20 protein-coding genes are annotated in these 22,608 nt (G+C 35.2%); 1 reads left to right on the forward strand and 19 read right to left on the reverse strand.

Annotated features, from left to right (window positions below; genetic code table 11):
* Window positions 1-120: 120 nt before the first annotated feature.
* The 14 genes from AC07SW_RS00950 to dnaE all read right to left on the reverse strand — a co-directional run bounded on the left by AC07SW_RS00950 (window position 121) and on the right by dnaE (window position 16,237).
* Complete coding sequence (locus AC07SW_RS00950; RefSeq protein WP_311780121.1) at window positions 121-1,944, reverse strand: HAMP domain-containing sensor histidine kinase; 1,824 nt, start codon at window positions 1,942-1,944, stop codon at window positions 121-123.
* Window positions 1,945-1,951: 7 nt separating this feature from the next.
* Window positions 1,952-2,674 carry a response regulator transcription factor gene (locus AC07SW_RS00955; protein ID WP_119908095.1) on the reverse strand — a complete coding sequence of 241 codons (723 nt, stop codon included), beginning with the start codon at window positions 2,672-2,674 and terminating at the stop codon, window positions 1,952-1,954.
* 99 nt (window positions 2,675-2,773) lie between these two features.
* Entirely contained in the window at window positions 2,774-3,511 is a 738-nt protein-coding gene (locus tag AC07SW_RS00960) for a pseudouridine synthase (protein ID WP_034569530.1), read from the reverse strand.
* Between the two features lie 13 nt (window positions 3,512-3,524).
* Window positions 3,525-4,109, reverse strand: a complete 585-nt coding sequence (gene scpB / locus AC07SW_RS00965; protein WP_485402060.1) for an SMC-Scp complex subunit ScpB — start codon at window positions 4,107-4,109, stop codon at window positions 3,525-3,527.
* Window positions 4,102-4,884: a segregation/condensation protein A gene (locus AC07SW_RS00970; RefSeq protein WP_034569525.1), complete on the reverse strand. Its 783-nt coding sequence runs from the start codon at window positions 4,882-4,884 to the stop codon at window positions 4,102-4,104. The genes scpB and AC07SW_RS00970 overlap by 8 nt, the downstream gene beginning before the upstream one ends.
* A 28-nt stretch (window positions 4,885-4,912) precedes the next feature.
* Complete coding sequence (locus AC07SW_RS00975) at window positions 4,913-5,275, reverse strand: GNAT family N-acetyltransferase (RefSeq protein ID WP_034569522.1); 363 nt, start codon at window positions 5,273-5,275, stop codon at window positions 4,913-4,915.
* 20 nt (window positions 5,276-5,295) lie between these two features.
* The gene (lysA, locus tag AC07SW_RS00980) at window positions 5,296-6,615 is read right to left on the reverse strand and encodes a diaminopimelate decarboxylase (RefSeq protein WP_311780124.1); all 1,320 of its coding nucleotides are present in this window, start codon (window positions 6,613-6,615) and stop codon (window positions 5,296-5,298) included.
* Between the two features lie 113 nt (window positions 6,616-6,728).
* Window positions 6,729-7,619, reverse strand: coding sequence for a site-specific tyrosine recombinase XerD (gene xerD, locus AC07SW_RS00985; protein ID WP_034569517.1), 891 nt, complete (start codon window positions 7,617-7,619; stop codon window positions 6,729-6,731).
* 83 nt (window positions 7,620-7,702) lie between these two features.
* Window positions 7,703-8,161: a ferric iron uptake transcriptional regulator gene (gene fur, locus AC07SW_RS00990; protein ID WP_034569515.1), complete on the reverse strand. Its 459-nt coding sequence runs from the start codon at window positions 8,159-8,161 to the stop codon at window positions 7,703-7,705.
* Between the two features lie 122 nt (window positions 8,162-8,283).
* Window positions 8,284-9,171, reverse strand: coding sequence for a CvfB family protein (locus AC07SW_RS00995; RefSeq protein WP_494632093.1), 888 nt, complete (start codon window positions 9,169-9,171; stop codon window positions 8,284-8,286).
* 85 nt (window positions 9,172-9,256) lie between these two features.
* On the reverse strand, window positions 9,257-9,715 hold the full coding sequence (locus AC07SW_RS01000) for a DUF441 domain-containing protein (protein ID WP_034569510.1): 459 nt from the start codon (window positions 9,713-9,715) through the stop codon (window positions 9,257-9,259).
* A 151-nt stretch (window positions 9,716-9,866) separates the two neighbouring features.
* Window positions 9,867-11,624 carry a pyruvate kinase gene (gene pyk, locus AC07SW_RS01005; protein WP_034569508.1) on the reverse strand — a complete coding sequence of 586 codons (1,758 nt, stop codon included), beginning with the start codon at window positions 11,622-11,624 and terminating at the stop codon, window positions 9,867-9,869.
* Window positions 11,625-11,696: 72 nt separating this feature from the next.
* Window positions 11,697-12,659, reverse strand: a complete 963-nt coding sequence (gene pfkA / locus AC07SW_RS01010) for a 6-phosphofructokinase (RefSeq protein ID WP_034569506.1) — start codon at window positions 12,657-12,659, stop codon at window positions 11,697-11,699.
* Between the two features lie 236 nt (window positions 12,660-12,895).
* On the reverse strand, window positions 12,896-16,237 hold the full coding sequence (dnaE, locus tag AC07SW_RS01015; protein ID WP_494632094.1) for a DNA polymerase III subunit alpha: 3,342 nt from the start codon (window positions 16,235-16,237) through the stop codon (window positions 12,896-12,898).
* A gap of 154 nt (window positions 16,238-16,391) precedes the next feature.
* Here dnaE and AC07SW_RS01020 point away from each other — a divergent pair, with 154 nt between their 5' ends.
* Window positions 16,392-16,580 carry a YjzD family protein gene (locus tag AC07SW_RS01020; protein ID WP_034569501.1) on the forward strand — a complete coding sequence of 63 codons (189 nt, stop codon included), beginning with the start codon at window positions 16,392-16,394 and terminating at the stop codon, window positions 16,578-16,580.
* A 40-nt stretch (window positions 16,581-16,620) separates the two neighbouring features.
* Here AC07SW_RS01020 and clpB read toward each other — a convergent pair whose 3' ends face one another.
* From clpB to AC07SW_RS01045, 5 genes are all read right to left on the reverse strand, one after another.
* Window positions 16,621-19,254, reverse strand: a complete 2,634-nt coding sequence (gene clpB, locus AC07SW_RS01025; RefSeq protein WP_034569498.1) for an ATP-dependent chaperone ClpB — start codon at window positions 19,252-19,254, stop codon at window positions 16,621-16,623.
* Between the two features lie 156 nt (window positions 19,255-19,410).
* On the reverse strand, window positions 19,411-20,292 hold the full coding sequence (locus tag AC07SW_RS01030) for a YitT family protein (RefSeq protein ID WP_051915630.1): 882 nt from the start codon (window positions 20,290-20,292) through the stop codon (window positions 19,411-19,413).
* A 205-nt stretch (window positions 20,293-20,497) separates the two neighbouring features.
* Window positions 20,498-21,361, reverse strand: a complete 864-nt coding sequence (locus tag AC07SW_RS01035) for an SPFH domain-containing protein (RefSeq protein WP_034569495.1) — start codon at window positions 21,359-21,361, stop codon at window positions 20,498-20,500.
* Window positions 21,362-21,679: 318 nt separating this feature from the next.
* Window positions 21,680-21,982, reverse strand: a complete 303-nt coding sequence (locus AC07SW_RS01040; protein WP_034569493.1) for a hypothetical protein — start codon at window positions 21,980-21,982, stop codon at window positions 21,680-21,682.
* Between the two features lie 140 nt (window positions 21,983-22,122).
* Window positions 22,123-22,605 carry a DUF3997 domain-containing protein gene (locus AC07SW_RS01045; RefSeq protein ID WP_494632096.1) on the reverse strand — a complete coding sequence of 161 codons (483 nt, stop codon included), beginning with the start codon at window positions 22,603-22,605 and terminating at the stop codon, window positions 22,123-22,125.
* Window positions 22,606-22,608 lie beyond the last annotated feature (3 nt).

A 22,608-nucleotide genomic window follows, 5' to 3' on the forward strand; every position in this document is an offset into this window, starting at 1 on the left:
TTTATACACTCTCATGTACAAGTAACATTATACACAATTTTAATTTAATTAGCAACAGAAATGCTAACAAATAGTAAGCAAAAAAACAATCCCTACTTATTTTTAGGAATTGTTTTTTTATTATTCGTGTTTGTCTTGTTCATCCAAGTAAGGCAAGTGAATGATAAAACGTGTCTTAGTATTAACTTCACTTTGAACTTCCATATAGCCATCATGTTCTTCAACGATATTTTTAACGATTGATAAGCCAATTCCAGTTCCCGTTTGATTTTGTTTATTCATCACTCGGGCCTTATCAGCTTTGTAAAAACGTTCAAAGATAAAGGGCAAATCTTGTTTTGGAATTCCAGTTCCATTATCGATAATTTCAATTAACAATTCGTCCATAACTTCATCTAAATGAATCAATAATTTAACATAACGTATTCCATCAATTGGTTCAGCTAAACTTGTGTGGCGAATGGCATTATTGATTAAATTAAATAAAACTTGATTCATTTTATCTTCATCCATCCAATAACTCGTCATGCCATCTTGGATATCTAATTCAAGACGGACATGATTAGATTCCGCTAATTGGCTAAATCTCGTCAAGAGGTCTTTAAAAAATTCGTATAAATCGACCTCTGTTTTTGTTAACTCAATATAGCCTGCTTCCATTCTTGATAGATCTAACATCTCGTTAACCATCCGACTCATTCGTTCTGATTCTTCCCAGATAATTTTTGCCATTTCATGTTTTTCTTCATTTGTTTCAGCAACATCATCTAGTATTGCTTCGCTATAACCTCTTATCATCACTAAGGGTGTTCTTAATTCATGAGACACATTGTTAATAAAATCCACTCTCATCGTGTCTAATCGACGTTCTTTTGTCATGTTTTGAATCGTAATCAACACACCACGAACAATACAAGGCGCTTCACTAAAAAGGGGTACTAAGTTTAAAGTAAAATAAGCATCATCAATCTCTAATTCGAAACTCAATCCATTTCTTTTTTCGATTACTTCGTCTATTTTCCCATCTAAGACATACGGAAGAATTTCACTTTCATGATATTGACCATTTAAGCGCCAACGATTTAAAAATTCATCTCCTGTTGGATTGGAAGTTAAAAGTGTTTTATCTCGATTGTAATACAAAATACCCGTTGTCATGGAAGACACAATATGAGCTAATAATTCTTTTTCTTGTTTGGTAGACATTCCAATGGCTTCCAATGATTTCCCCATTTTATTCATCGCTAGTGCTAACTGTGACAACTCATCTTTGGAGTTAACAGGCACTTGATGTGAAAAGTCATTTTTGGCGTATTCAAAAGCAATATCACGCATTTTTGCTAACGGAGTACCAATTCTATATTTAAGGAATTGATAAAACAGCACAGATAATATGAGGAGCATCACAAAAATAAAAGCCGTCCACTCCGTCATTTTTTTATCAATCTTTGTTAAGAAAGATAAATCACCGTACGAATAGAGAACGCCACGCTTACCATCGTGTTCAAAGAAATTTATTTTTAGAATAAAAGAACCATTTTTACTTTCTTTATCGCTTTCCTCTTCTAACAACACACTGTCTTTACCAGAATGAATAATTTCTTTTACATCTTTACGATTCAATAATTGCGTCAAATAATTTTTAGGTAGTTCGTTATAGAAATCATTATAAAAAACTGCTTTTTGATCATCATATTCAAGATAAAAAAACAAATGTGAATCATAAGAAGTAAATTTATCTGTATTTTCTAAAACAAAAAGCGGATCATCGATTACCCGCTTTTCAATACTTTTAATGGCGTCTTTAAAATCACTTAAATAGATTTCTTGAACGTGTTTTTGATAAATGTATGAATAAATTACTGTACTAGAAATCAAACAGAATGCAACAATTGCCATCGTCACTAGCCACGTTCGAAACACAATGCTGTTTAGTTTAGTCATAAGGTTACTACTCCTTATTCTCGTAGTGAGAATTAAACTTATAACCTAAGCCCCAGACAGTCACAATCATTTTAGAGGCTACTTCTGATTGTTGTGCTAGTTTTTCACGCAACCGTTTTACATGAGTATCCACTGTTCTTAAATCACCAAAAAACTCATATTTCCAAACTTCTCTAAGCAATTGTTCTCTGCCAAAAATCTGATCAGGAGCTTGTGCTAAATAAAGAAGTAAGTCGTATTCTTTCGGTGTTAAATTGACAGGTTTTCCATCAGATAAAACGCGATGAGCCTGATTGTCAATTTCTAGATGAGGAAAAATAATTAAATCTGGATTTTCTTGTTTTTTAGGTTTTGCTAATTGTGTTCGTTTCAAAATTGCGGCTACTCGTAAGACAACTTCTCTTGGACTAAACGGCTTTACAATATAATCATCTGCACCAACTTCAAAGCCTTGAACCCGATTCGTTTCTTCACCTTTTGCTGTCAACATCATAATTGGCGTTTCTTTTTTTTCACGTAGTTGTTTAGCAACCTCAATACCGTCCATTTTAGGAAGCATCAAATCAAGTAAAATTAAGTCATAATCATTTTCAAGAGCTAGAAAAAGAGCATCTTCTCCATTGTCTGTTTCAGTAATGATAAAGTTTTCTCGCTCTAAATACATTTTTAATAAACGACGAATTCGATCTTCATCATCAACAACCAGTATATTCATTGCATCATTATTCATTTGATAAACACCTCTTTCTCCAACCCTATCTAAAAATTGTTATTATATCACTAATTATACACAACAACTGTTTCATTTATCAACCAAAAGGGGCTGATCTTATTTTTTATTTTGTTGACTTTCTTTAGCAAGAACACGAAGTTGATTCACTTCAAAACCTTTTAATTCACGCCATTCTCCTGGTTTTAAACCTTCTAAAGTTAAACCACCATATGTTTCACGTTTTAATTTTTGAACAGGATGATTGATTGCCATAAACATATTTTTCACTTGATGATTACGTCCCTCAAAAATAGTAATTTCAACAATTGAAGTCTGCTTTACTTTATCGACTGAAATAATTCTTGTTTGTGCAGGAGACGTTTTTTTGCCATCAATGACAATTCCTTTGTCTAGCTTTCTCGTGTCAGTTGGATAAATAACACCTTTTACTTTAGCGACATAGGTTTTTGCAACATGGTATTTAGGATGCATCAACATTTGAGAAAGTTCTCCGTCATTTGTCATAAGCAATAATCCTGTCGTATCATAATCTAAACGTCCAACTGGATAAATACGTTGTTTTACGGAACCAAAAAAGTCCGTTACAACAGGTCGATCTTTATCATCGCTCACGGCAGAAATCACATTTCTTGGTTTGTACAATAAAAAGTAAACTGGTTCTTCACGGTCGATTGGAACACCATCTACTTCAATATTATCTGAGTTTCCAACTTGAACCCCCATATCTGTTACAACTTTTCCATTCACTTTTACGTGACCTTTTGCAATTAATTCTTCTGCTTTTCTTCGAGAAGCTACACCTGCGTGTGCCATTACTTTTTGTAAACGTTCCATTATTTAATCCCCTTTATTCTTCATTTAGTTGAAATTGTTGATTAAATTTTTCAAAGAATAAATCTGATTCGCTTTCATCAGGACTTTGTTCTAATTCATCAATTGTTGGTAATTCTTTTATATCTTTTAAGCCAAAATAATCCATAAAATAAGCGGATGTTCCATATAAAATAGCTCTACCTGGCCCATTAACTCGCCCTTTATCTTCAATTAATCCTCTTAAAAGAAGTTTTTGCAAAGCACCACTTGTTTGCACGCCTCTAATTTCATCAATTTCCATCCGGGTTAACGGTTGTTTGTAGGCAATAATCGCAAGCGTTTCTAATGCGGCCTGTGATAAATTCGTGGATAACGGCGAGACTGCATATTTTTTAATTAAATTAGCGTATTCTTTTTTAGTAGCCAATTGATAATGATTGCCTACTTCAAGTAGCATTAGTCCATTTGTTTTAGATTCAATGTACCGTTGTTGCAACTGCATTAATAATTGATACGTAAATTGTGTAGATGTATCTAGTAATGACGCCATCTCTTCTAATGATAAGCCCTCATCACCTGATACAAAAAGCAATGCTTCAATCGCTGCTATTTCATTCATTCTTACCTTCTCCTTGATTGACGGACTCTTGATTTTCAAACACTAAAATATCTCCACAAATTTCTTCTTGATTGATTCTAATGGTTCCTTCTTTGATCAATTCTAGTAACGCCATAAAAGTTGTGACTAGTTCTGATTTAGTTGTAGCGTCAAAAAATTCTTCAAATAACAAACCATTACGACTTTGATGACTGTTTAATTTATTTAATATCAGTTTCATTTTATCGTCAATCGTAATTTCTTCTGCTTTGATTTTTGTTTGCATTGGAATTTTACGATTCTTTTTTGTTAGCATTTCATGAAAAGCCATAAACAAATCAATTGTTGTAATTTGTTCTGATTTTAAAGGAACTTCTGTTTGTAAATGCTGTAAATTTGTTGGTGTTTTCGTATAATACTGGCTTCGTTCTTCTTCTTTATCTTTTAATACTGTCGCTGCATATTTGTATTTACGATATTCTAATAGTTGTTCAACAAGAGCATCCCGCGGATCTTCTCCATCTTCATAAAACGACTCATCTTCGTCATCTAAAATAAGTTCTTGTTTAGGCAGCAACATCTTGCTTTTAATGGCCATTAAAGTAGCTGCCATGACTAGATAATCTCCTGCAATATCCAGCTCTAGTTCTTTCATTGTATGAAGATAAGCTAGGTATTGTGCTGTGACTTCAGCCATTGGAATATCGTAAATATCCAACTCTAATTGTTGAATTAAATGAAGCAACAAATCAAGCGGCCCTTCAAACACATCAATTTTCACATTAATTTCAGCCATTCATTGATTCGCTCCTTCAACCTAGTTTCTATTCACTTCTTTGTTGCTCCCATTTTGCTACAATTGGAGCTGTTTCTAACGTACCAATTATTTTTTTATCTGGTGCTTTTTTTTCAAGTTCATTAATAATTTGATAGCTAATCCCTTCTTTACGATACGAAGGATTGATTGAAATATGACGAAGTAAGACCATTTCCTCACTTATTTCTACACCTACAACTGCAATAATGTCTGTACTTTCCTCACTACGCCATAAATATAATTGCCGATTTTCATCCGCTTCATACCATTCGATTTCCGATTTCAAGCGACTCACGTCTTTTAAATCAGGAATAAAGGATAGTAGCCCCATCATGATTTTTTCGTAATCGTTTTTATAATTAATTAGCATTGATGAACCTCCATTCGTGTCTATTCTGTTGGAAAAGGAATATCAAGTTGCATCACGTCTGCATATGTTTCACGTCGAATTGCTAAAAAGTCAGCACTATTTTCAACGAAAACAACTGCTGGACGAGGAATACGATTGTAGTTACTCGCCATTGAATAGCCGTATGCGCCTGTACTAAAGACAGCTAAAAGGTTAGCTTCTTGTACTTTAGGCAGTGGCAAGTCCCAAATCAACATATCTCCTGACTCACAACATTTCCCTGCAATTGAATAGGTTTCTGTTGGCTGTTCGGTCACCCGATTTGCTAATACTCCAGTGTATTTTGCATCATAAAGTGCTGGTCGAATGTTATCGGACATTCCCCCATCAACAGCCAAATAGTTCCGCACATTTGGAACTTCTTTTTGTGAGCCCGTTTCATATAAAGTAGTTCCAGCATCACCAACCAAGCTTCGGCCTGGTTCTAGCCAGATTTCAGGCATTTCAACGCCCAATTCTGTTGTTTTCAAAATAACTTCGTCGATAATCGACTCCATCAGTTCAGGAATAGCTAACGGTTGATCCTCTTCCGTGTAACGAATGCCAAATCCACCACCTAAATTTAACACACTTAGTTTAAAGCCAAAAGTATTTTGCCAGTCAATTGTTTTTGACAATAACTTATCAATTGCCATTAAAAAACCATCCGATTCAAAAATTTGTGATCCAATATGGCTATGAAGACCAATTAAGTCAACATTTGACATTTCTATTGCCTGAATCGCTGCTTGTTCAGCTTGACCATTCATTAAATCAAACCCAAATTTTGAATCTTCTTGTCCAGTTGAAATATAATCATGTGTATGTGCCTCTACGCCAGGCGTTACACGAAGTAAAATTTTGACAATGACTTCTTTTTTACTTGCTAACTGATTCAACAAGTTTAATTCATTGAAATTATCTACAACAAAGCAGCCAATTTGATAATCTAAGGCGGCGTTGATTTCTGTCATTGTTTTATTATTTCCATGAAAATGGATTTTCTCGCTTGGAAAACCTGCTTGAATAGCCGTATACAATTCTCCACCTGAAACTACGTCAAGAGACATTCCTTCTTGAGCCATCAATTGATAAATCGCTAAACATGAAAAGGCTTTGCTAGCATAAGCTACTTGTGCATTGATTTGTTTACGTTCGAAAGTTTCTTTAAACTCTCGACAACGTTCTCGAATTAAAGCGATATCGTAAACAAATAATGGCGTCTGGTACTTATCAGCAAGTAAAACTGTGTCAATTCCTCCAATCGTTAGATGATCTTCAGTATTGATTGTCATTGTACCTGGTAGTTTAGTTAAATTCATTTATTTTCCCCATTTCAATCCCCGTAAATTGCTCATTTAACTTTACCATAATCTTGACATTTTCACAATCTAACTAGCTAAAAGAATGTTCTATTTTCAACGATTTTTTATTTTTATGCCCTCGGATGATAGGTTTTGTATACAGACGTCATCCGTTGCTTGGTGATATGCGTGTAGATTTGAGTAGTTGAAATATCTGCATGTCCTAATAACTCTTGAACAACTCGTAAGTCAGCTCCGTTTTCTAACAAGTGGGTTGCAAATGAATGTCGTAAAGTATGAGGAGTTACCTCTTTTTCAATTCCTGCTTTTTTCACAATCGCTTTTAAATTTTTCCAAACGCCTTGTCTCGTTAAACCTTTGCCATGATGATTTAAAAATAGATTTAGTTCACGTTTTCCAGGTTTTTCAAGCTTAACTCGGCTATATTTCATGTATTTTTCAATCCATTCAATCGCCAAATCACCAAGTGGAATAATCCGTTCCTTGTCCCCTTTTCCAATTGTCTGAATTAACCCTAGCGATAAATGTAAATCACTTAGTTTTAGCTCTGTCAATTCGCTGACCCGTAATCCAGTTGCATACATCACCTCTAACATCGCTCGATCTCTTAACCCTAAAGTAGTATTCGTGTCCGGTGTTTCAATCAAGCATTCGACTTCTTTCATTGACAGTGTTTTAGGCAAAGTTTGAGCTTTTTTAGGCGTATCGATGTGCAACATGGGGTCTGTATCACATAGTCTCTCTTGTTTTAAAAATTGATGGAATCTTCTTAAACTAGATACCATTCGAATCACAGTACCAGCTGCTTTTTCTTCGTCTTTTAATTGCTGTAAAAAAGTAAGAACTAAATAACGATCAACTTCCGACCAATTTTTGACTTGATTCATAGTCAAAAATTCAATATAGCTTATTAAATCACGACGATAACTTTCTATTGTATTTTTGGAAAGACCTCTTTCAATCGTTAAATAATGCAGATACTCTGTTAAATCGTTCTCCACTTTCGTCACCTCCAACAGTGTTTTGTTAAGAAAAAAAGAAACAACCAACAAAGTCAATTGTTTCTCTCATTTTTAATTGTTGCTCAGTGTTTCCCTTTTTCTTGACATTCTTGACAAATCCCATGAAAAGTTAAACGATGATCTTTTACGATAAAATGGAAACGACTTTCAACAATTGGTTCAATTTCTTCAAGTAAATCTTCATGAACTTCTTCAATATTTCCACACTCAATGCATAATAAATGATGGTGGAAATGTTTTGCGCCTTCTTTACGAACGTCATAACGAGCTAGACCATCGTTAAAACTGATTTTATTGACAATATTTAATTCTGTTAAAATTTCTAGTGTCCGGTAAACTGTCGCTAAACCAATGTCTGGACTTTTTTCTTTAACAAGCATGTAAACTTCTTCAGCGCTTAAATGGTCTTTTTCTTTTTCAAGTAAAACCGCTACTGTTGCTTCCCGTTGTGGCGTTAATTTGAAACCTGCTTCATGTAATTGATTTTTGATTTTTAGTAAAGGAGATTCTGTTGTTTTCAAAGTAATAGCCTCTCTTATTTATAATCTTTATAATCTGACTTCTACATTCTTCTCTTCTAGTTTATAAAAATTACAATCTAATTGCAATCAATTTAAGTGTTATTGAACATTTTTATGAGACTTTACTCACTTTCATTCTCAATTGGCGATTCAACTAAGCGAGTTTCACCATCTATTTGAATGATTTTGCGTTGTCTCATTAGATTTCCTAACGCACGTTTAAATTGACCTTTACTGATTCCAAAACGTTCTTTAATTTCTTCTGGATCGCTTTTATCTGTGTAAGGGAAACTGCCTGTACGGGTTCGTTCTAAAATCGCTAGTAACATACCAGCATCGTCTTCAATTGCTTCGTGAGCACGAGGCATCAACGAAATATTTAAAATCCCATCTTCACGAACTCCAATAACACGGCCTTCAACGACCTCACCTAAACGCGGCTCATCTTTTCGCTCACTAAGGTGTACAAAACCTAAATAATCTTCTTCCATGATTAAATAAGTGCCCACTACCTTCAAACGGAACGCAGTACCTTTAATATTTTTATTTTTTAACGCTTCTTCGTCTGTCGCTTTTTTAGCGATTGAGTAGTAAAATTCTTCTGGCGCTAAAGTTCCCCACATACGGTCTTTTGCATCAACATGAATGCCAATCAATAACTGATCGCCTTTTTTAGGCCATAAATGTTTTTCAGTTGGAAGTTCATCTAAAGAAACGACCATTTCCTTGTCTGGCAAACCAATGTCTACAAAGACACCTAAGTCTTTTCTCGTATCTATAACAATTCCCCAAGCAAACTTTCCAACTTGAACATTAGGAATCGTCTGTGTCATAACAAAGTCTTTATTCATTGAAATGTATACAAAACCTTCTACTGGGTCACCTAATTCATAGTTTGTTTCTTCTGTTTTAGCTAATTTGTATGTTACACCATCTTTTTGGATAAAATAAGATTTATCATTTTCATCTGTTACGATTCCCGTAACAACTGTACCTAAGGATTGATTCATTATTGTGCCTCCATCATTTTCTTCTTGTTCTATTATAGCGTAGAATGGCTCTCTTGCCTATCGAATCCTTTTAAAATCTGAGTCATTACTTCGTAAAAGGCAAAATTTGTAAAATACAATAGGTCAAACCTGCCGCAATAACAGGTCCTGCTGCAACACCTTTTAACAAAACAACTCCCATGATGGTTCCAAACACCAAGGCAATTGTTACTTCTGGACTAGCAGACAGTAAGCCCACTCCTTTGCTTGATAGTAATGATACTCCGATTCCACAAAGGATTGCTACCCAACCCACGGGGGATTTAAACGCTTCAAGTAAATCTTTAAATCCTATTTGACCTGTTGCAATTGGGACTAGTATAGAAGCGGTAATAATCGTAACTCCCCAATTTATCCCTTTCAATTGAACCATTTCTAATAATTTATCTGTTTGAGGAATTAATTTAATTAGTAAAATAAATGCTGTAGCAATAATCAACGATTGATTTTTTGCAATTAATGCAATGATTAAAATAATACCTAAAAATAGCCAACTTTCTAACAACGCTCTCACTCCTTTATTCTCTCTAACTAGTTTAACGAAAAAATCGAAAGAAGGAAAGAAAAATAATTAGTTTACCATAATTTTATTATGTAAATAAAAAAACTCATAAATCAGAAATACCTGATTTATGAGTTTTTAACTTTTTTAAAATTTAGATAGCTGTTGTAGCACCACGGTAAATGATTCCACGACGAGAATCAACAGTGATTAATTCATCATTTTTAATTAATGATGTTGCATTTGTTGCGCCAACGATAACCGGAATGCTCATAGCAATTCCAACTACTGCAGCATGGCTAGTTAAGCCACCTTCTTCAACTACGATAGCAGCTGATTTTTCAATTGCAGGAAGGTAATCTTTGTCAGTTGTTTTAACAACTAAGATTCCGCCATCAATTGCATTTTTGTTTGCTTCTTCAGCAGAAGTTGCTACAACTGCTTTCGCAATAACTGAAGTCGTACCAACACCGTGGCCAGTAGCTAATTTAGAACCAATTAATTGGATCTTCATTAAGTTCGTTGTTCCACGTTCACCCACTGGAACACCAGCAGTGATAATGATTAAGTCGCCTTCTTTAGCAAATCCTGATTCTTGAGAAACACGAGTTGCAAGGTTGAACATATCATCTGTTGAGCTTGGTTTTTCAGCTACTTGAGGATAAACACCCCATGAAAGAGCTAAACCGCGCATTTGACGTTCTGTAAATGTAATTGCAACAATATGTGATTTAGGACGGTATTTAGAAATCATACGTGCAGTGTGACCAGATTCAGTAGCAGCTACAATTGTTTGAATTCCTAAGTTACGTGCAGTGTGACCAACTGATTGACCAATTGCTTCCGTCATATCTGTTTTGCTATATGCTTTTAATGCAAATGCATCTTGATTTACTAATGCTTCTTCCGTACGGATTGCAATGCGGTTCATTGTTTGAACGGCTTCAACTGGGTAATCCCCAGCAGCTGTTTCACCTGAAAGCATGATAGCATCTGTTCCATCAAAAATCGCATTGGCAACATCACTGGCTTCAGCACGTGTTGGACGTGGATTTTTTTGCATAGAATCAAGCATTTGAGTTGCAGTAATAACTGGTTTACCTAAAGCGTTACATTTTGAAATCAATAATTTTTGAGCAATTGGAACTTCCTCAGTTGGGATTTCAACTCCAAGATCTCCACGAGCAACCATTAAACCATCAGAAATTTTTAGAATTTCATCAATGTTGTCCACACCTTCTTGGTTTTCAATCTTAGGAATGATTTGAATGTGTGTTGCATTGTTTTCTTCTAAAATTTGAGTGATTTCTAAAACGTCACTTGGACGACGTACAAAGCTTGCTGCGATAAAATCAACATCGTTTTCAATACCGAAACGGATATCTGCTGCATCTTTTTCAGTGATTCCTGGTAAATTGATTGATACGTTTGGTACATTCACACCTTTTTTATTTTTCAATGTTCCAGCATTTTTAACAACTGTTACGATTTCATTTGCTGCTTTATCGATATCTGTTACTTCTAAATCGATTAAACCATCATCTAACAAAATGTGTGACCCTGGGTTTACATCGTTGATTAATTCTGGGTATGAAATTGAAAATTTTTCTTTTGTTCCTTCGATTTGCGTCATTGCAAGACGAACAACATCGCCAGTTGAAAAATCAATTTTTCCATCTTTCATGTCATGCGTACGGATTTCAGGACCTTTTGTATCTAAAAGAATCGCAACCATTTTACCCGTGATTTTTGATGCTTCACGAATGTTTTTGATACGGTTTCCGTGCTCTTCAAAATCACCATGTGAAAAGTTTAAACGACAAACGTTCATGCCTGATTCAATCAATTTCACCAATGTTTCTACTGATTCACTTGCAGGTCCAATCGTACATACTATTTTTGTTTTTTTCATAATTTAATTATCTCTCCCAAAATTTATTTTTAACCGCCTAGGATTAGTAAGAGGTTAGAAGTTATGCTTCGCTTAATAAGAAATTTCTTGATTTAATTGGTATAAAGATAAATCGGCTTTATGTTTGCCATTTTCAAGGACGTCGATAATGTCATTTTCCACAAGTTTGTTGTCGCGAATTCCAACACAAAGTCCACCTTTTCCAGATTTCAATAAATCAACAGCATGTGCACCAAAAGTACTAGCAAGTACACGGTCACGAGCGCTTGGTGCTCCACCACGTTGAACATGTCCTAAAACTGTTACACGTGCATGATAATCGCCATGTTTTGCTAATTCATCAGCAAACTCATTGCCACCCATTACGCCTTCTGCAACCACGATTAAACTGTGTTTTTTACCACGATCGCGGCCTTTTTGAATTGTTTTAGCAACTTCTGCCATATCAAAATCTTTTTCAGGGATAATGATTTGTTCTGCTCCACCAGCAACACCAGCCCAAAGAGCGATATCCCCAGCATCACGTCCCATTACTTCAATAATAAAAGTACGAACATGACTTGTTGCAGTATCACGAATACGGTCAATTGATTCTAAAACCGTGTTTGTGGCTGTGTCAAATCCAATACAAAAATCAGTTCCTGGAATATCATTATCGATTGTGCCTGGTAAACCAATTGCTGGGTAACCATGTTTTGTTAAAGCCATCGCTCCATGATAAGAACCATCGCCACCAATCACAACTAATCCTTCAATACCAAATTTTTTCAATTGCTCGATCCCTTTTAATTGGCCTTCCTCAGTGGCAAATTCAGGATAACGTGCAGAATATAGGAATGTTCCTCCTCGTTGGATCATATCTCCTACATCACTAATTGATAGTTTACGAATGTCGCCTGCTACTAAGCCAGCAAAACCATAATTGATTCCATAAACTTCCATACCTTCGTAGATTCCTTTACGAACAACCGCGCGAACGGCAGCGTTCATACCAGGAGCGTCTCCACCACTTGTTAAAACAGCGATACGTTTCATATACCTCTCACCTCATACGTTATTATTGTAAAAAATAATCCCTAAACAGTCATGTTATTTTTTACGGCTTCCTAAACCTTTTCATTTGTCATTGAGTTGCCAAAACGTGTTGTTTCATGACAAACTTAAAAGCTCACATCAACATTCTAACACTTTTCTTAGCAATTGTCTTTTCAAAATGAGCAATTTTCAAAAAAAGTCCGTTTTTTCTTTGTTTGAACCGTTTTCTTTGAAAATTAAGTTCCTTTTTGCCAAACAATATTTTGTTTTCCTAGTAATTCTTCTAATCGAGACAATAAGCCTTCTGAAATAGTTACCCATTCAGTGTCATTTAAAACGATTTTTTTATTGGATTCAACATAATATAAAATAACAGGTACATTCCCAGTTTCAGCTTTTAAAATTTGATGCATTTCATTCAACGTTTCCGTTTCTTCTTTATCTGATTGAACACGTATAAAGAGCTTATCGAAACTACTTTTCTTACTTAACTCACTCGCATCTTCTATTTTATTAACGATTAATTGTTTTTCTTCTTGCAAACCTTCCTCAGCCTTGCCTTCAATATAAAGAATGTTGTTTTTCTCTAAATATTTCGCGTACTGACGATAGGTTTTTGGAAAAAGTGTGATCGAGCATTCCCCTGATTGATCGTTAATCACCACAAATGCCATTTGCTCGCCTTTTTTAGTTCGAATCAAACGACTGCTTTTCACAGCACCTATAATTTTAGCCAGTTGGTTGCTTTGCAAATCTTTAATATAGCCTGCTTGTTTTAAAAAACGAACATTTTCAAAACGCTCAACCGGATGCCCTGAAAGATAGGCACCTAAAAATTCTTCCTCTTTTTCTAAGCGTGTATCTAATGTCAGATCTGGTGCTACTTCATATTTTGGCTCTAACGATTTTATCAGAGTTTCGTTGTTGCCACTAATTTTAATGTTATCAATAATCCCTTCCAAAGACGCAATTAACACGCCTCTAGGGTACTCAAATGAATCAAAAGCGCCTGCATAAATAAAAGGTTCAATCAACTCAAATTTCAACCACTTCGGATCAATTTTTCGTAAAAAGTCAATTAAATCACGATAAGGTCCATATTCTTTTCTTAAGCGAATCACTTCTAAAATCATATCGCGTCGCACACCTTTAATACTGCCTAACCCAAATTGAATCGCGCCATTTTTTAATGAGAAAACATAAAAGCTTTTATTGATATCTGGAGCGAAAACGTCAATTTTACGTTTTTTTGCTTCTAGTAGATATTCTTTAATTTTTGTTGGATTATTCATAGCCGAATTTAATAAGGCGGCAAAAAAGGCATGAGGGTAATGTGCTTTTAAATACGCAAGTTGATAGGCAATAAAAGCATATCCTACTGCATGTGAACGGTTGAAACCATAGTTCGCAAAGCGTTCAATATATTGATAGACGGTTGCCGCTGTTTCTTCACTATAGCCTTTCGCCAAAGCACCTTCAATAAAATGTCCTCGTTCTCTGTCAATTACTGATTTTTCTTTTTTACTCATGGCTCTTCTTAAAATATCTGCTTGCCCAAGAGTAAAACCACCCATTTTCGAAGCGACTTGCATCACTTGTTCTTGATAGACCATCACGCCATACGTGACTCCTAAAATATCCTTTAAACTATCATCTGGATAAGCAATCGCGACTTTGCCTTTTTTACGGTCAATAAACAGGTCGATTTGTTCCATAGGACCTGGACGGTATAAAGCATTTACAGCGGCAATATCTTCAAGGGATGTTGGCCCTAGTTTTCGAAGGACATTTTTAATACCTGTCGATTCAAATTGAAATACACCTGATGTATCTGCTTTTCTAAAGATAGTTAAGGTCTCTTCGTCATCCATTGGGATTTGATGTAAATCAATCACTATCCCCTTTTCTTGCTTGACTAATTGAATAGCGTTGTCTAGGATTTGAAGGTTTCGTAAACCCAAAAAATCCATTTTTAACAGGCCAATTTCTTCGACATTTCCCATCGCGTACTGTGTTAAATGAATTTCTCCACTTCCTAATTGCAAAGGGATTAGTGAAACGAGTGGTTGATCGCTAATAACTACACCAGCCGCATGAGTTGAGATGTGGCGAGGTAAACCTTCTATTCTTTTTGCTGTATCAAAAAGCAATTTATTTTTGTCATTTTCTGCAACGAGTTGTTGGAGTGATTTGGATTGTTTGTAGGCTGATTCTAACGTAATTCCTAAAACTTTCGGGATTGCTTTTGACCAAACATTGGCTTCATTTTGGTTTAAACCAAAAACACGTGCCACATCTCGCAAGGCCATTTTAGCAGCTAAGGTTCCAAATGTGGCAATTTGTGCGACATGATCTTGTCCGTATTTATTTTTAACATATTGAAGCATTTCTTCTCGACGATTATCAGGAAAATCTAGGTCAATATCAGGCATTGTATAACGTTCTTCATTCAAGAAACGCTCAAATAATAAATCAAATTCGATTGGATCGACGTCGGTGATTTCCAGCACATAAGAAACCAAGGAGCCCGCTGCTGAACCACGACCAGCACCTGTGATAATCTTCGAACGGTGGGCGTATGCCATTAAATCCCAAACAATCAGAAAGTAATCTTCAAATCCCATTTTATGGATGATTGTCAATTCATGCTCTAATTGTTTTTGATAACGTTCATCTGCTGCTGGAACGCGTTTTTTTAACCCTTCAAAACAACGTTCTCGTAAAAAACCAGCCGTTTCTTGCCCCTCTTTTAATGGGAATTTTGGTAATAAGTGTTGATGTAGTGGAATCTCGACTTGAATGGTATTGGCAATTTTTTCTGTTTCTTGCGCCGCTTCTGTCAACCCGGCTTCACTAAATTTCGCTTCGATGGTCTCAACGGTTGGCAAATAATAAGGGCCACTTGTTGAAGTGATGCTTAAATCTAATTTGATGCCTTCGTCAACTGCACGTAAAACTTTTGTGCTAAAATCATCATTTGGTGATAAATAACGCACATCGTGCATGGCAACCGTTTTGATTTGATGTTGTTGTGCTAGTCCTTGCAGTTCCTCATTAATATCCCTTAACGTTTGATGAAGTTGAACGCCAAGATAAAATTGATCTTTAGCAAAAATAGCTAACCAGTTGGATACCATTTGCTGGGCATCTTCAAGGTGGTGATTTAAAAGGGCTTGCTCGATTTCACCCGTTTCTCCTGGGGTGATTGCAATCAAGTCTTCTGAATAGTCTTTTAATAGTTGATATTCCAAAACTTGATGATCTGTTACTAGCATTTTTTTGGTTGATAAAGCCATTAAATTTTGGTAGCCCTGGTAATTTTTTGCCAATAAAACTATTGGATACGTTGTTTCTGGGTGCATTGCACCGGTTACTTCTATCGTTAAACCAATAATAGGTTTGATTTCATGTTTTAAACAAGCTTTATAAAAATCAACAACGCCGTATAAGACATTATAATCGGTTAGGGCGATTGCTTGGTAGCCATTTTTTTTCGCACAAATAACAAGCTGTTCAATAGAAGTGGTACTTTTTAATAAACTGTATGCGCTAATTACTTGTAACTGTACAAAAGACATTTTTTTCACTCCTATTCGCTTTTCTCTTGTTTATTATACCCTGTAATAGGAAGGATTCGCAATCGAACATCTTCTTTTTTCCAACTTTGAGATAATTCTTTACAATTAGGGAGAATGTGATAAAATGAAGGCGAATGAAAAGAGGTGCAAAACTATGAAATATTTAACCACTTTTTTCTGGGCTTTCGCTGTTGGACAAGCTGTCAACTACATCGGTAGTGCGCTTGTAAATGGTACCTATGATTTCAAAACAGCTACAATCATTGGTTTGATTGCTGGACTGATTTGTCTTGGAATCGGTGCGGTTGTCAACGAATCTGCCCCTGCTAAAACTGAGAATTAACAAAAAAGACCTAGAGCAAATTCCTCTAGGTCTTTTTAATTTAACTATTTTCTGAAAATTCTTCATCACTTAAAGCAATGTTTTCAAAAACCAAATGATTGTCTAACAAACTTACAATGACTTTGGTTTTTGGTAAAACGCGACCTGCGATGATTTCTTTTGCAAGCGGCGTCTCCACTTCTTTGGTTAAGAAGCGTTTCAATGGTCTTGCGCCATAGATTGGGTCATAGGCATTTTCTGCTATCCATGTTTGAGCTTCTTCAGAAACTTCTAATAAAATTTCTTGATCCGCTAAACGTTGGCTTAATGTTTTCGTCATTTTAACGATGATGCCCTTCACATTTTCTAGGCTAAGTGGCGTAAATAAGACGGTATCGTCAATTCGATTTAAAAATTCTGGTTTGAAGGAGCCTTTTAATAAGGTCATTACTTCATCTTCCACCGCTGGTTCAATGTGACCCTCTGCATCAGTTCCTTCTAATAATAAGTTAGAACCGATATTGCTTGTCATAATTAAAACAGTATTTTTAAAATCAACGACGCGTCCTTTCGAATCTGTTAAGCGACCATCATCTAATACTTGTAATAAAATATTGAAAACATCGGGATGAGCTTTTTCAATTTCATCTAATAGAACGATAGTGTAAGGACTTCTACGAACTGCTTCTGTTAATTGTCCGCCTTCTTCATACCCTACATAACCAGGAGGCGCACCAACTAAACGGGAAACGCTGTGTTTTTCCATATACTCACTCATATCAATTCGAACCATGTGGTCTTCTGAATCAAACAAGTTTTCTGCTAAAGCTTTAGCTAATTCTGTTTTCCCAACACCTGTTGGTCCTAAAAATAGGAACGAACCTAACGGACGACTAGGGTCTTGTAAGCCTGCACGGGCACGAATAACCGCGTCTGTTACGCTATCAACAGCTTCGTTTTGACCAATCACGCGTTTATGCAAGGTTTCACCTAGTTGCAATAGTTTTTCTCGTTCGCCTTCAACTAGTTTAGAAACTGGAATACCGGTCATTCTGCCGATTACTTCTGCAATTTCATTTTCAGTGACTGATTCTTGTACTAAACGGCTATTTTCTTGTTTGTAGCTAGCACCTTCTTGTTCGATTTCAGCTAGCTCTTTTTCTAGAGCGGGAATTTGACCGTGTCTTAAGACTGCAGCACGTTCCAAATCGTAGCTACTTTCTGCATCTTCAAGTTCGCGACGTGCTTGGTCTAGTTCGGCACGTTTATCACGTAATTTAGACACTTCTTCTTTTTCGGTTTCCCATTTCATTTTCAATTGGTTGGCTTGTTCTCTTAAATCTGCCAATTCTTCTTGTAACAAGTTTAAACGTTTCTTACTTGCATCGTCATTTTCTTTTTTCAAAGCCGCTTCTTCAATTTCTAGTTGCATTAAACGTCTTGTCACTTGATCTAGTTCCGTTGGCATTGAATTCATTTCAACTCGAATTGTTGCGCAAGCCTCATCAACTAAATCAATCGCTTTATCTGGTAAATAACGATCTGTGATGTAACGAGTTGATAAAGTAGCGGCTGCAACTAAGGCGTTATCATGGATATTCACACTGTGATGGATTTCAAAGCGTTCTTTTAACCCACGTAAAATACTAATTGTATCTTCAACGGTTGGTTCATTTACTAAGACCTTTTGGAAACGACGTTCTAAGGCTTTGTCTTTTTCCATGTACTCACGGTACTCGTCCAATGTTGTTGCTCCAATACAGTGCAACTCACCACGAGCCAGCATTGGTTTTAATAGGTTCCCAGCGTCCATACTACCTTCTGTTTTACCAGCGCCTACGATTGTATGAATTTCATCAATAAAGAGAATAATACGACCATCGCTTTTTTTCACTTCTTTTAAAACCGCTTTTAAACGCTCTTCAAATTCACCGCGGAATTTAGCACCTGCAATTAATGCGCCCATATCTAATGAAAAAATCGTTTTATCTTTTAAGTTTTCCGGCACGTCTTTTCGAACGATTCGTTGCGCTAAGCCTTCAACAATCGCGGTTTTACCAACCCCAGGTTCTCCAATCAAGACTGGGTTATTTTTTGTTTTACGAGATAGAATCCGAATAACGTCTCGAATTTCCTCATCACGTCCAATAACAGGATCTTGTTTCCCTGATTTTACGGCTTGAACTAAGTCTGTTCCATATTTTTCTAGTGCTTGGTATTGTTCTTCTTGATTTTGAGATGTCACACGCTCTCCTCCTCTCATTTTTTCGATTTCTTCTTTTAAAGCTTTTTCAGTAATTCCTTGTTCTTTCAAATATTTTGTCAAAGAATAATTTTTTAATTTCATTAAACCAAGGACTACTGTTTCAGTAGATGTGTATTCATCTTTAAAGCTTTCTCTGATTTTATCTGCTTCAATTAGTAAATTGTATAAATTTTGGCTAAGACCTTGTCCATATTGAACATTTCCGCCTTCAATCGATGGGTAACGATCTAACTCTGCATCAACTTTTTGTTCAAATTGGTTCATATTTAAACCAAGATCTTGATACAATCCTCTTGCAAAATGATCAGGTGTTAAAAAGATTTTCCATAGATGAACAATGTCGATATCTTGATTGTGTCTTGTAATCGCAATTTCTCTAGCGTCTCCTAAAGCTTGTTGCATCGTTGATGTTAATTTTTCTAAATCCATACGTTTGTAACCTCCCTTAAATTTATCTTTGAGTCAATTATACACCTATTGGTCAAAAAAGGTCAATAAATAACCCTTAAAAAATCTAAAAATTTTTTTACAAAAAAAACCTGATTTAAAAGGATCGTCTTCTCTTAAATCAAGTTTCTTATTTTTTTATATTTGCCTAAAATTACCGACTAGGTCTGTTGTTTGTTGCACATTTACAAAGGCCTTAGAATCTGCTTCTTGAACGAGTGCTTCCAAATAAAACAATTCATATTTTGAGACAACAGTAATGTACATTTTTACAGGTTCTTTTGTATATAAGCCATAACCATGATCAATAACTGTCACCCCGTGAATAAACTTCGAAGTCAGCGCCTCTTCTAATTCTTCTGATTTTTTCGTAATAATCGTCACGGTCATTTTTTGTTGTCGTGTATGGAAAAAATCAACCATATGTGCATTAACATAGATGGCAATAATACTATATAAGGCTAATTCCCAACCGTATAAAAAGCCTGCTACAATCAAAATCATCCCATTAACTAGAAAGCCTAATTGCCCGACTTTACGACCTGTTGCTAGCTGAATGACAACCGCTATAATATCAACGCCACCTGTTGAAAGTCCATATCGCAAACAAATTCCAACACCCATTCCACACAATCCACCACCAAAAATTGCGGCGACTAATGGATTTGTGGTAATCGTCATAACAGGAACGATCTTCAAAAAGATGGAAGAGGCAATCACCGAAATCAAACTATAACAAGTAAAACTACTGCCTAATTTTTTCCATGAAAGAAATACTAAGGGTAAATTTAATAAGAGGATTAATGTTGAAATAGATAAATTCAAGTGGATATAATCTGTTAAAATTTTTGATAATAATTGCGCTAAACCGGTGATTCCACTTGAATAGACTTTAGCGGGTACTAAGAAAAAATTAATTCCAATACTTGCTAGCATTCCATATAAAATAGCTGCTCCAATACGACGAATTGATGTTGCTTTAAAATCTGGTTTTTCAGTTGCTTCTTTTCCTTTTAACATACATGCGCTCCCATTTGATGGATTTCTACATTTCTTAAGCTTGCGTTTATTATAACACTTTCCTTCTATATTAAAAGGAATTATCAGCGGTTTTAACAGCGTTCTTTAAAAATACTTATGAATCGATTACAAAAACATGATAATCCTTTTATTTTCCTTGAACTGCAACAAAAAAAGCATGGAAATGACTCCCATGCTAAAAGATTTATTCGACATCTCCAGTATTGATAACCGGTTGCGTTCCTTTATCCGTAATAATAGACACTAATAAATTGTTAACTAATTGCAGGCGACGTTCATCCGTTAATTTTAAGACAGACTGCTCTTCTAATTGGGCAATGGCTAGTTGTGTCATGCCTACCGCTCCCTCAACAATAATTTGACGGGCACTTAAAATGGCCTTTGCCTGTTGACGTTGTAGCATGGCACTAGCAATCTCAGTTGAGTACGCTAAATGTGTTAAACGTGCTTCAATAATTTCAACACCCGCCACTTCTAATCGATTTTGCAATTCTTGGGCTAGTTCTTCCGATACTTCAGAAGCATTTCCTCGCAATGTAATGTCTTGATCGGTAAATGAATCATAAGGATATTTTGTCGCTACATGGCGAATTGCCGTTTCACTTTGGATTTCAATAAAATTTTCATAGAAATCAACATCAAAAGAAGCTTTGGCAGTGTCTACTACTTTAAAAACGACCACTGCTGCTATTTCAATGGGATTTCCATCCACATCATTCACCTTAAGCTTGGCGCTATTGAAATTACGAACACGTAACGAAATCATTGCTTTTTGAGTTAAAGGAACTGTGATAAATAAGCCATTTGCTCGAATGGTTCCTAGGTATTTTCCAAAAAAGGTAATGACTTTGGCTTGATTGGGTGCTACGATCGTTAGCGATGTGAAAAATAAATACGCAATAATTAAAAATAAAGCTCCTGCTACAATTAAGCCGATATTTTCATTGACAACTCCATTAAATCCTAAAAATGCTCCAAACAAACCTAGTAAAATGAGTAAAACAATGCCTAAGTAACCGTTTAAATAAAATGTTTTCTTTTCTTGCATTTCTTTTCCCCCTTGTGAATGTATTCGTTTTACATTCACATTATACCATGATTTGGTTGTTCAACAGATTCTTTTTAAAGATTCTAAATTGAAAACTTAATAATACAATTAGCAGTCATGCAAAAAAGCTGTAATTGTTGACTAAGTTAATTTGTAGCTCTTTTATTTTGGACAGTTTTTTTCAAAATGACATTTACGAGAGTTTTAGAACTCTTCAACATTTTCCGTTTTTTATCAGACTTCTTCCTATTGAAAATATCCGCTTCTCGAAGCTTGACAACCGCAAAAAAACATAAGAGTACTTTTTCTTTTATCTTTTTAAGGATTAACAGAAAAATAATTGTCAATATACGTTTTGATTTTTTCAAAATCCTTTTCCATAAATAAGATTGCTGGTACTTCGATTATTGGGAGATTATTTTCATTATCAAACGGCGTAAAGGGTTTAGGAACGATCAAATAATCAACTGCGTCTTTATCCCTAATATAGTTAATTGAAACGTCGTAATACTTAGAAAAATACTCTTTCAAATCATCGTGATTCTTGATAAGTGGTACAGAAAATATTGAACCATAATTTATTCCAGTGCTGACTGTTAATACAAAGCCGATTTTTTTCATGATGAACCTCCTTTTACATTAATATTAATCTACACGACTCTCTTTTGTAAAGCGGTTTCAAAAAAATATTAGAAATACTAACGAATCTTAATAATAAGAGAAAGAGATAAGCTTTAAGTTCATCAAATATAAAAATTTAGCTAATATGCTTCCTCGCTATTGTACCAATCGAACTTATCTAAGCTCTTTAGTTTAGGGTAAATATTAAGTTTTTGGCATTCAGCTACAAATTCTTTTTCTGTTTCAAAAGAAACTACTTGTTGATTTGTCTTTTTCACGATATAGTACCGATATTTTTTATTAAAAAAACTATAAAAATTATCAGAAACCGACCTAATTATTATATAAGTTTTATCTGAATTCACCTGATTGACCTGTTCAACAATATTAGGAATAGAGCTTGCTGTGCCGGTCTTGTAATACAAGCTTGAAGTTATTGCACTCGTCGTATTTATCGTGTACTCCTCATCAATTCTGATAAAATTTCCAGTTGCTGACGTTCCATGCTCACGGTAACTATCTGGTGGATCAAAAAATAATGGAGAATTTAAAATAGTGTAGATCGTTACTATTACTAGAGTTGTTAATAGACTGGTTAGACTAATTAATTTTATATTTTTCAATGC

Source organism: Carnobacterium sp. GW821-FHT04C06 (genome assembly GCF_059420345.1).